Genomic DNA, 11,447 nt, shown 5'->3' with positions numbered 1-11,447 from the left:
CGAAGGAGCGACGCGATGGGAGGGGATGCAAACCCCTTCCAGAGTCTTTTCCATCGTCGCTTGCGACGATCCATTAAATTGTTCAAAATCAGTACCGGTGCTGCCGTCGTGTCGCGCTGGGAGTGTTGTGGCTGGCCAAGTAGCAACGTCGCCCGGTCTCGAATGAGGCGGGCGACGTCGATGCAGAGGGCAGTGATACTGCGGTGTAAAGCGCGGAAATTAATCGCCGTACAGTTTTTGCTTCATTTCACGTCTTTGCTGCGCTTCCAATGACAGCGTGGCGGTCGGACGGGCCAACAGACGCGGTACGCCTATCGGTTCGCCGGTTTCTTCGCACCAGCCATAGTCACCTTCGTCGATGCTGTTGATGGATTGCTGCACTTTTTTAAGTAATTTGCGTTCGCGATCACGCGTGCGCAATTCCAACGCATGTTCTTCTTCTATCGTGGCGCGGTCGGCCGGGTCTGGGACCAACACCGTTTCACGCAGATGCTCGGTGGTTTCATCGGCATTCTTCAGTAAATCCTTTTCAAGCTGTTGCAAACGGGCCTTGAAAAATGCCAGTTGTGCAGCGTTCATGTAGTCCTTCTCTACCATAGCGAGGAGTTGTTCCTCGGTGAGCAGAGCTTCGGGGGCGCTGACTGTAGCAGTCGATTTAGGTGATTTAGTTGCCACTTCGCTTACTTTCGATACAACGTGTTAATACATAGAAAAAATCCGAGGCACTGTTTCGCCGCAGACGATGATTCTCCCCTGACAGATAACAGCGCTGGATAGATGGGACCGAATTCTCAGTCCGCAAGAGGCCATGCTCATTATCAGTAGCCCGATAGTTTATACCAAACAATGCTCGAGGCCCTGAATAAATATCTCTTTTGGTAAATTTTTGCCAATAAAAACCATTTTACTCTCACGAATTTCCTCATCTCCCCACTTCATACCGACATCGGTGCCCATTATTTCATGAACTCCTTGGAAAATAACTTTCCTATCGGCGTTTTCCATAAACAACACCCCTTTGTAGCGCAGCATGCGTGGACCGAATACTTGAACCAAGCCGCCGAGAAACTGGTCGAGTTGCCCGGTATTGAAGGGCCGTTGGCTTTTGAAGACAAAGGCAGCGATGTCGTCGCTGTGGCTGGCGTGGTGATGGTTGTGCTGCTGCTCATGCTCGTGCGTATGTGCATGATGCTGACAATCGGGCGCGCACTCCGTCTCTGCATGCGCCTGCTCGGCGGCTTCGGCGGCTAAAAATTCGGGGTCGAGATCGAGTTTGGCGTTGAGATTGAAACCTTTGAGGTCGAGTACTTCGGCAATCGCGATTTGGCCGAAATCGAGGGCGCTGATGGGTGCGCGTGGGTTGATGCGGCTCAGACGGGTTTTGAGCGCACTCAAAGCGGCGGCATCGACCAGATCTGTTTTCGATAGCAAAATTTTGTCCGCAAAGCCGACCTGACGCTGCGCTTCTTCATACTCATCGAGTTGCTTCATTGCATGAAACGCATCAACTACGGTGACGACGGCGTCGAGCATATAGCGCGTGCCGATTTCTTCATCGAGGAAGAAGGTTTGCGCAACCGGGCCGGGGTTGGCCAAGCCGGTGGTTTCGATGACGACATGATCGAAGTCGATTTGACCGGCATCTTTTTGTGCCATCAGTTTGGCCAGTGCGACGATCAGATCACCGCGCACGGTGCAGCAAATGCAACCGTTGTTCATCTCGACGATCTGTTCCTCGATGGCTTGCAACAGGATGTGGTTGTCGATATTTTCTTGGCCGAATTCATTCTCGATGACGGCAATTTTGAACCCATGCTGCTCTTGCAGTATCCGATTGAGCAGCGTGGTTTTGCCAGCGCCGAGGAAACCGGTCAGGATGGTGGTGGGGATCAGGCTAGTCATGGGCTTTCCTTTGGTTGGGCCAGGCGTGGGCGAGGCTGCGGTGAACAGTTCAATTCACGCAAGCAGCGCACCAGCCTTTGATATTGAGTTCGATGTCATGGGTTTGGAAGCCGCTTAGCAAGGCGTGCGCGACGCTGGCTTGTAATTGCTGATGCAAGGCGCTGGCTTGTTGGCTATCGTCCAAGCAAAAAACGCGTTTGCAGCGCGTACACTTGAAGTGGCTGTGCGAATAGTGTTGCGGTTCATGAGCACGGGCTTCGGCGGTACCGTAGCGAAAAACTCTATCATCGCCGGCAATTTTATGGGCGATCCCCGCCAGACTCAGGCAATCAAGTGCGCGGTACAGCGTGACGCGGTCCATCTCCGGCAGCGCTTGCTGCAATTCTAAGTGCGACATCGCTTGCGGCGCGTGCAACAGGCAAGTCAGTACGCTCAGCCGTGCACCGGTGGCACGGACACCGTGGGCGGCCAATAAATCGGCGGCGTTTGGCCGGGTAGTCGGAGTGATGGCTGGGTTCATGGCGATGCGCGGACTTTAACGAGAACAGAGGCATTATGCCGCAACTGCAATTGAGTTGCACAAAACAGCTGCGCGGGCATTATTTTTTCTTGGCACGCGGATGGGTTTCATCGTACACCTTGGCCAAGTGCTGAAAATCGAGGGAGGTATAAATTTGGGTTGCTGCCAGCGAGCTGTGGCCCAGTAACTCTTGGACGGCGCGTAAGTCGCCCGACGATTGCAGTAAATGCGAGGCAAAGGAATGGCGCAGCATATGCGGGTGTACATTGGCCGCGATGGCCAGGCTGTTGGCGTGCGCCTTGATGCGCAACTGTATCAAGCGCGGCGAGATGCGGGTGCCGCGCGAACTGAGAAACAGCGGGTAGGGATCGCTTTTAAGCAGGCTGTCGCGCTGTGTCAGCCAAGTGCGCAGCGCTGCCAGCGCCGGCCTACCCACCGGCACGATGCGTGGTTTGCCGCCCTTACCGGTGACATGCACCTCGGCTTGCGCCAAGTCTACCCAACCCAGTGAGTGGTGCGCTGGCTCGTTGATCGGGCGCACATCGAGGCCCGCCAGTTCCGACACCCGCAGGCCGCTCGAATACAGTAATTCAAACATGGCGTGGTTGGGGCAGGGGCTGGCTTGCTCGTTGTGGGGAGTGGGGCGCGCTTGTGAGACCAGACGAATGGCATCGTCGACCCCCAAGGCTTGCGGCAGCGGTCGAGTTTTTCTTGGTGCTCGCACGGTATCGACCGGGTTGCTGGCCAAACCCTCGGTTTCCATTAACCAACGATAAAAACCGCGCCAGCCAGACAGGGTGCGGGCGATGCTGCGCGGATTGAGGCCGCGCGCATGTAAGCGCGAGGTGAAGTGGCGAATTTGTCCGCCGCTGAGGGCGATCAGCGGCTGCGTGCCGGCAAAATTTTGTAATTCCTGCAAATCGAGCGCATAGCTGGCCAAGGTATGCGCGCTCAGTTGGCGTTGACTGCGCAAGACTTCGAGATAACGCTCCGGCAGATTCACACTGGCCTCAGCATAGCGGCGCGCCGCCTCAGTGGTCGATCAGACAGCTGAGCGCCGCGCTGCTGGTGTCGGCGATCTGAACCAAGAAATCGGTATGCATGTCCTTGGTGTAGCGCGCCAGATCGGGTGAACCCAAGACCAGCATGCCGAAGCAGGCCGCATCGGCGGACAGGCGCAGCGGCAGCAAGGCGATTGAGGCAACGGCGAGTTCGGTATCGAACCAGCCGGCCGCTTCAAAATCTTGATTGGCACCGCAGAACGGGACTTTCAAACTATTGGCAAACAAGCGCGCGTCGGCGCTCACCGGTTCGGCAAACCAGGTATGCGAAAAATCGGCGGCAACATCCCATAAACGGACGGTGGCGTGCGGCAGGTCGAAAATTTCTTGCAGATCGCGTGTCAGCATATGCGGTAGATCAACATCATTGCGTGCTAACAAAAGTGTACGGGTCCAGCGTTGGAATTTATTGCTGATGCTGGAATTTTCATCAGCAATGCGCATTAAGTCCGTCAGCTTGAGTTCGAGGGCGCGATATTTTTCGCGCACGACCTCCATTTGTCTTTCCTGCAAGGAAATAGTACGGCCCATGATGGGGCTGGTGAGTTTTACAGCACTGAGCAATTCTGCATGTTCTTCAAAAAAATGCGGATGTTGGATCAGATAGGTTGCGATGTCAGTTGAATTCATTACAGTGATCAGAGAGTGATTTCGCCTTCGAAGACCGTGACCGCCGGTCCGCTGAGCATAACCGGCGTGCCGGAACCTTGCCATGCGATCGACAGCTCGCCGCCAGCCATACTGACTGCTACCGGGCTGTCGAGCAAGCCGCGCAGGATGCCGGCGACGACTGCCGCACAGGCACCGGTGCCACAGGCCAGCGTTTCGCCGGCACCGCGTTCGTACACGCGCAGACGAATATGTTGACGGTCGAGTACTTGCATGAAGCCGGCATTGACGCGTTTGGCGAAACGCGCATGTTGCTCGATCAGCGGGCCTTCTGTTGCCACCGGATAGCTTGCCACATCGTCGAGCACTTGGACGGCATGCGGATTACCCATGGAAACCAGCGAGACCCAGCGGGTGTCGCCGGCCACGTCGAGTGGCCACAGGGCGTCGAGCGCGACTGGGCGGCTGTTCAGCCCTTGCGTATCGAATGGCAATTTGGCCGGTGCCAACTGCGGTGGCCCCATGTCGACCGTGATGCTGCCATCGCTTTCCATGCGCGGCGCAATGATGCCGCTCATGGTTTCTACCCGGATAGCCGCTTTGTCGGTGAGTTTTTTCTCGATGACAAAACGCACGAAGGCACGTGAGCCATTGCCGCATTGCTCGACTTCACCGCCGTCGGCGTTAAAAATACGATAACGGAAATCGACTTCAGGCAGGCTGGAGCGTTGTACCACCAGAATTTGGTCGGCACCGATGCCAAAACGGCGATCGGCAATGTGACGCCACTGCGCAGCGCTGAGTTCGACATGCTGATTAATGGCATCGATGACGACAAAATCATTGCCAGCACCATGCATTTTGGTGAATGTGAGTTTCATCCCATCATTATATCGCGGGAACCCAGCCGCGCAGCATTATCCGTTTTCTCTATAGCTTATAGATCCCGCAGCCCAGCACCAGATTATCGGTCACGGCTTCAATATACGATACTTTATGCTCGACTTTTTGCGAAACCGGGTTGTTGATGCTGTAATCGACCCAGCCGCCGGCCGCCGGCAAAGCGAAGGCATCACTGACCAGTTTCTGACCATCCAAGCCATTGATATGGAACAGATTGAGCTTGAGTTTGTCGCGATTGCCACCGAAGGCCAGATATTGACCGTTACGGTTGAAGGCAAACACATACATATCTTTGTTGGCAAACTCCTGCTGCGCATCGGCGGTGATCTCGGCCAAGGCCGCTTGACCACGGGCGCGGTAGCGGCGCACCGCCTGTTTCACCATCGCATGGGCTTCGTCAGCCGTTCCCTGACGCAACTTGAAGGTGGCGACGGCCTGGGCCAGCAGCGCTGCGCGCTCTTCCAAGTTGAGCGAAGAACTCTTGGCTTGCTCTGCCATTTGCCCATTGCTTTGGGTAATTTCATCGAGTTCGCGCAGCGCTTGGGCGATTTGTGCCAGTCCGTTACTTTGCTCGCCTGAGGCGGTGGAAATGGCATCGATATTGGTCGCGAGGTTGCGGATGCCGGCGACGATATCGCTGAGCGTCAGACTGACTTCATTGATTTGGCCCACGCCATGCTTGACTTGCTCTACCGAAGCATCGATGAGAGTACGGATTTGCCGCGCCGAATCGGCGCTGCGCTGCGCCAGTCCGCGGACTTCCGAGGCCACCACGGCGAAACCACGTCCTTGTTCACCGGCTCGCGCGGCTTCGACGGCGGCATTGAGCGCGAGAATATTAGTCTGAAACGCGATCGAGTCGATGATCGATATGATTTCCTGCACTTTCAGTGCACTGCTCTGTATGCCTTGCATTGATTCAACTGCCGCATGCATGCTGGTGCCACCGGATTCGGCAATCAGGCGCACATTGGCAGCCAGGCCATTGACGGCCAGTGCACTGTCGGCATTGCTTTTCACGGTCAAGGCCAGATCTTCGACGCTGGCTTAGGTTTGCTCCAGACTGGAGGCTTGTTGCTCGGTGCGCATCGACAGATCACCGATGCCGGCTGCCAAACTTTGCCCCAACTGAGACACCATGCTGGCATTGGTACGCACATTCGCCACCAAGCCGGACAAATTGAGGTTCATGCTTTCGAGGATATTCCCGGTTTCGGCCAATTCATCCTTGCCATGAATATGAATTTGTTGCGTCAGATCACCGGATGCCACCGCCACGGCCGATTTTCTGACCGCGTGCAAGGCCAGCATGAAGCTATGATAAAAGCCCCACAATAAATAGAGCGTGGCGCAAAAGGCCGTGACCAACAGCAGCACGATGGCGTCGCGGTGGGCGCGCTGTTCGTTTGCGCGTTGCTGCAACAAACTGCTGAGGCGCGCGATCAATTCTTTTTGCGCCGCCACAGCCTTGGCGATGGCCGCGCTGCCGCTGGCAAAATACACGCTGGCGTCGCCGCTGACGGTTGCGCCGAACAAGTCGGTACGCGCCAGTTCGATGAACTGCCGGCTCGCATCAAAGGCTAGCGTGGCCGAACTCGGCATGCTTTCGCCGGAGCGTTGCAGCGCACCAGTTAAATCAGAAACGGCTTTGCTGCTGATTTGCAAGGCGTTGACGCGCGAAATCATTTCCGCTTTTTGTTCCGGCGCCAGTGTACCGGCCTTGATGTGGCCGGCACCGGTACCACGCAAAATGGCGATGTTTTCTATCCAAGCCGGTACTTTGATGGTCGCGGCATCCATGAGAAAGTAGGTGGCGGCTTCCGGGTCGAGCAATAAGCCGGTTTGTTCGCCAGCATAGGCGCAGTAGTCGAGAATTTTAGAAATCAGCAAAGTGTGTTGCGCCAAGCTCGCTGCTGAGTTTTCCGCCACGGTGCCGTTGGCCAAGCCGCGCAATTCAGTTTGCAGTGGCGCCCATGGCGCAGCCAAGGCGAATTGTGGGTGACGCGCGTGGAGGTCGGCAAACTCATCGAGTTGCTGGGTTAACTCTTTGCGCGTCGCACCGAGCACCGTGGCCATATCGCTGCCGGCGAATTGGAGGTTGAGTTGGCCGCGATGCTTTTGTGTTTCGAGCATGATGCTCATCAGGTGGCTGCTGATTTTCACGCCGGCTAACTCATTGTCGGCGGTGCTGATGTCCGCTTGGATGCGTTGCAGCAGAAAACCGACCAGTAATAGGCTTGGAAACACCAGCAGGGCCGACATGGTGAAGAGTTTGGTGCGCAAGCTGAGTCGACTCATGAGCATCATGCTCGGCAGGCTCAGGCGGTGGAGGACGGTGTTGACGACGTTTGCCATAATACTCCCAGTGTGCGCACAGTCAGTGCGAAAACGACAGACCCTAAGGGGCGCGTGGACTAAACCCGCGCTTCCCTTGGGCGGCGTGGTCGATTGTGCTGCTCGTGTCGGATCGGACGCAGGTTGCACTGCAGCATAGGATAAACGCCGTTGACTGATTGTCACAGAAATTGCCGCAAAAAAACATCTAAGTGATCAAAAACCAACTTATTAATGTAAATTTTTTTTCTTCAGCCGGTCTTGCGTGGCTAGGATGGGGTGTTTGTGTAGTCCGACATAGTGCTATACCGGTACACTTTGCGCTACTGTCAGTCATACTGTACTGCTCATTTTATAGCTCAGTGTCCATGGAGTTGCGGCAATACAGCGTGTTACTGTGGGAAAGTATTAAAATAAACGACGAGACACTCACAAGGTGTTAATGTTTTGTGGCACACATCAGTGCCACACAAAAAAAAAGCACGGAGACCCCCCATGAACGCACCCCTCAAATTCGGGTCGCAGGAGTTGATCGACACCTCGATTACCCTCGACGATAAATTCACGCTTGAGCGCGGCCGCGCTTTCATGACAGGTACCCAGGCGCTGATACGCCTGATGATGCTGCAGCAGCAAGCGGATCAACAAGCTGGCCTCAATACCGCCGGTTACATCAGTGGCTACCGCGGTTCACCGCTCGGCAATGTCGATCTGACTGCGGCCAAGGCGAAGAAGCACTTGGCGCGGCACCATGTCAAATTTCATCCGGGCGTCAATGAAGATCTGGCTGCCACCAGTGTCTGGGGCACGCAACAAGTGAATATGTTTCCTGGCGCCAAGTACGATGGCGTGTTTGCCATGTGGTATGGCAAAGGCCCGGGTGTAGACCGCTGTGGCGACGTGTTCAAGCATGCCAATCTGGCTGGTACCTCGCCGCATGGTGGTGTGTTGGTGGTGGCGGGCGACGACCATGCCGCCAAATCGTCGACGGCCGCGCATCAGAGTGAACACATCCTCAAAGCTTGCGGCATTCCGGTGCTGTATCCATCGACGGTGCAGGAGTACCTCGATTACGGCTTGCACGGCATCGCGCTGTCGCGTTACACCGGCCTGTGGGTATCGATGAAATGCGTGACCGACATCGTCGAGTCCGGTGCCGTGGTCGAAATCGATCCGGATCGTGTGAAACCGATCATCCCGAGCGATTTTGTCTTGCCGGCGGACGGTGTCAATATCCGCACGCCCGATCCTGTGCTGGCACAGGAAACGCGTATGAACAATTACAAATGGTATGCCGCGCTGGCGTATGTGCGGGCCAATAAACTCAATCAAATTATTTGGGATAGCCCGGTCGCCAAGATCGGCATCATTACCGCCGGTAAATCCTACCTCGACACACGCCAGGCGCTGGCCGATCTCGGCATCGATGAACAAGTGGCGCGCGACATCGGGATTCGCTTGTATAAAATCGGCATGACTTGGCCGCTGGAATCGGAAGGCGTGCGCGAATTCGCCACCGGTTTGGAAGAAATTCTGGTGGTCGAAGAAAAACGCCAGATCCTCGAATATGCACTCAAGGAAGAATTGTATAACTGGGAAGACAAAGTGCGCCCGCGTGTGGTCGGCAAGTTCGACGATTCCGGCGAATGGAGTAATTTGCACGGCTCCGGTCACGGTGAATGGCTGCTGCCGGCCACCTATGAACTGAGCCCGGCCCAGATCGCCCGCGCCATCGCCTCGCGCATCAGCCGATATTTTGCCGGTCATCCGGTGGCGCAATTGGTGCAGCAACGCGTGGCTTATTTGGAAGCCAAGGAAAATATGCTCGTCGGCGTCGGCAAACCCGACCCGAATAAAGACCGGGTGCCGCATTTCTGCTCCGGCTGTCCACACAATACCTCAACCAAAGTACCAGCTGGCAGCCGTGCGCTGGCCGGTATCGGTTGCCATTACATGGTGACCTGGATGGATCGTGAAACCTCGACCTTCACCCATATGGGTGCCGAAGGCGTGACTTGGGTAGGGCAGGCACCGTTTACCGATGAAAAACATGTGTTTTGCAATCTCGGCGACGGCACCTATTACCATTCCGGTTTGCTGGCAATTCGTGCGGCGGTGTCGGGCGAAGTCAATATCACCTATAAAATTCTGTTCAATGATGCCGTCGCCATGACCGGTGGTCAGGAATTCGACGGCCCGCTCGACCCCGGCATCATCTCACGGCAAATCGCTGCCGAAGGCGTCGGCCCCATCATCGTCGTCACCGACGAACCGGAAAAATATCCCAGCGATTACCCATGGGCACCCGGTGTGACAGTACGTCATCGTCGTGACCTCGACGCGGTACAACGCGAACTGCGCGCAGCGGTCGGCGTTTCGGCGATGATTTATGATCAAACCTGCGCTTCGGAAAAACGCCGGCGCCGGAAAAAAATCGACAAGAACGGACAACCTGGTTTTCCTGACCCGGCCAAACGCGCCGTGATCAACGAGGCAGTATGCGAAGGCTGCGGCGACTGTTCGGTGCAATCGAATTGTTTGTCGGTCGAACCTTTGGAAACCGAATTGGGCCGCAAACGCCAGATCAACCAATCCTCATGCAACAAGGATTTTTCTTGTGTGAACGGATTTTGTCCCAGCTTCGTCACGGTTGAAGGCGGCAAGTTGAAAAAGCCAGCTAAAACCAAGATCGCTCCTGGTCATGCGCTTGATGTCGACAGCTTGCCGTATCCGAGCTTGCCGAGCACCGCCACACCATTCGGTGTCTTGGTCACCGGTGTCGGCGGTACCGGCGTGGTAACGATAGGCCAGATCATGGCAATGGCCGCGCACTTGCAGGGCAAAGCTTGTTCCGTGCTCGACATGACAGGGTTGGCGCAAAAAGGTGGGGCCGTGATGTCGCATGTGCGTCTGGCCGACCGCGCCGACGATATTCAGTCGACACGCGTTGGTACCGGCATGGCCGATTTGGTAATCGGTTGCGATCTCATCGTCACCGCCGGTAAAGATGCCTTGTCACGCATGGGCGAAGGGCGTACTCATGCCGCCATCAATGCGAATGGGACGCCGACGGCGACCTTCATTAAAAACCCTGACTGGCAATTTCCCGGTCAGGACGCCGCCGACGATATACGTAAAGCCTGCGGCAACGACCGAGTTGACATGATTGATGCCGCAGCGATTGCGACCGCGCTGATGGGTGACAATATCGCCACCAATATGTTCTTGCTCGGCTATGCTTGGCAAAAGGGCTGGGTACCGCTGCAGCACAGCGCGCTGATGCGAGCCATCGAACTCAATGGCGTGGCCATCGATTTCAATAAGCAAGCCTTTAACTGGGGCCGTTTGGCAGCGCACGATTTACTCGCCGTCACGCGTTTGGCGGCACCGGCACAAGTTATTGAAATCAAACGCAGTCCCGGCGTCGATGAACTGATCGCCACGCGCACGGCATTCCTGAGCGATTACCAAGACGCTGCGTATGCCGCCCAATACAGTGCTTTTGTGGCGCAAGTGCGGGCCGCAGAAAGCCGTCTGGTCGATGGCAAGCCCCTGCGTTTGACTGAAGCGGTGGCAAAATACCTGTTCAAACTGATGGCTTACAAGGATGAGTATGAAGTGGCGCGGCTCTACACCGACGGCAAGTTCGAAAAGAAAATTGCGGCGCTGTTTGAAGGTGATTACGCTATCCATTACCACTTGGCACCACCGCTGTTTGCCAAGCGCGATGCCGATGGCCACTTGATCAAACAACAGTTCGGTCCGTGGATGAAAAAAGCCTTCGGCGTCTTAGCTGGTTTGAAGTCGCTGCGCGGCGGTCCGTTTGATGTGTTCGGGTACACCGAAGAGCGACGCATGGAACGGGCTTTACCGCTCGGCTATCGTGCCGACATCGTTGCTTTACTGCCGCTGCTGACAACGGAGAATTTGGCCAAAGCAGTGGCGCTGGCCAGTATTCCTGAAGACATCCGCGGTTACGGCCATGTCAAGGAACGTCATCTGGCGGCTGCCAAGTTGAAACAAGCCGGTTTGCTGGCGGAGTTTCATCAAAAATCTGACTAGGGTTTGAAACCCCGGCCTTCAGAGGCTGTCGCAAAAGGGTAGTGAGTCGGTATCAT

At 55.9% G+C, this 11,447-nt stretch carries 9 protein-coding genes; 1 reads left to right on the top strand and 8 read right to left on the bottom strand.

Going from position 1 to position 11,447, the window contains the following annotated elements; translation table 11 throughout:
- Positions 1–219: 219 nt before the first annotated feature.
- From dksA to QN359_RS18525, 8 genes are all read right to left on the bottom strand, one after another.
- Entirely contained in the window at positions 220–624 is a 405-nt protein-coding gene (gene dksA, locus QN359_RS18560) for an RNA polymerase-binding protein DksA (RefSeq protein ID WP_322251055.1), read from the bottom strand.
- 210 nt (positions 625–834) lie between these two features.
- On the bottom strand, positions 835–1,902 hold the full coding sequence (locus QN359_RS18555; RefSeq protein ID WP_322250463.1) for a GTP-binding protein: 1,068 nt from the start codon (positions 1,900–1,902) through the stop codon (positions 835–837).
- A 49-nt stretch (positions 1,903–1,951) separates the two neighbouring features.
- Positions 1,952–2,422: a Fur family transcriptional regulator gene (locus tag QN359_RS18550; RefSeq protein ID WP_322250464.1), complete on the bottom strand. Its 471-nt coding sequence runs from the start codon at positions 2,420–2,422 to the stop codon at positions 1,952–1,954.
- 79 nt (positions 2,423–2,501) lie between these two features.
- Complete coding sequence (locus tag QN359_RS18545; protein ID WP_322251056.1) at positions 2,502–3,419, bottom strand: tyrosine recombinase XerC; 918 nt, start codon at positions 3,417–3,419, stop codon at positions 2,502–2,504.
- Between the two features lie 34 nt (positions 3,420–3,453).
- Complete coding sequence (locus tag QN359_RS18540; protein ID WP_416200216.1) at positions 3,454–4,113, bottom strand: DUF484 family protein; 660 nt, start codon at positions 4,111–4,113, stop codon at positions 3,454–3,456.
- A gap of 8 nt (positions 4,114–4,121) precedes the next feature.
- A complete protein-coding gene (gene dapF, locus QN359_RS18535) occupies positions 4,122–4,973 on the bottom strand; it encodes a diaminopimelate epimerase (RefSeq protein WP_322250465.1) in 852 nt (283 codons plus the stop codon).
- A 49-nt stretch (positions 4,974–5,022) separates the two neighbouring features.
- Complete coding sequence (locus tag QN359_RS18530; protein WP_322250466.1) at positions 5,023–6,015, bottom strand: methyl-accepting chemotaxis protein; 993 nt, start codon at positions 6,013–6,015, stop codon at positions 5,023–5,025.
- 27 nt (positions 6,016–6,042) lie between these two features.
- Entirely contained in the window at positions 6,043–7,350 is a 1,308-nt protein-coding gene (locus QN359_RS18525; protein ID WP_322250467.1) for a HAMP domain-containing protein, read from the bottom strand.
- Positions 7,351–7,824: 474 nt separating this feature from the next.
- Between QN359_RS18525 and QN359_RS18520 the strand changes: the two genes are divergently transcribed.
- A complete protein-coding gene (locus QN359_RS18520) occupies positions 7,825–11,391 on the top strand; it encodes an indolepyruvate ferredoxin oxidoreductase family protein (protein ID WP_322250468.1) in 3,567 nt (1,188 codons plus the stop codon).
- Positions 11,392–11,447 lie beyond the last annotated feature (56 nt).

Source organism: Undibacterium sp. 5I2, assembly GCF_035019605.1.
Taxonomy (GTDB): domain Bacteria; phylum Pseudomonadota; class Gammaproteobacteria; order Burkholderiales; family Burkholderiaceae_D; genus Undibacterium.
The sequence above is the reverse complement of the archived record's forward strand: the minus strand, read 5'-3'. Positions and strand labels throughout refer to the sequence as shown.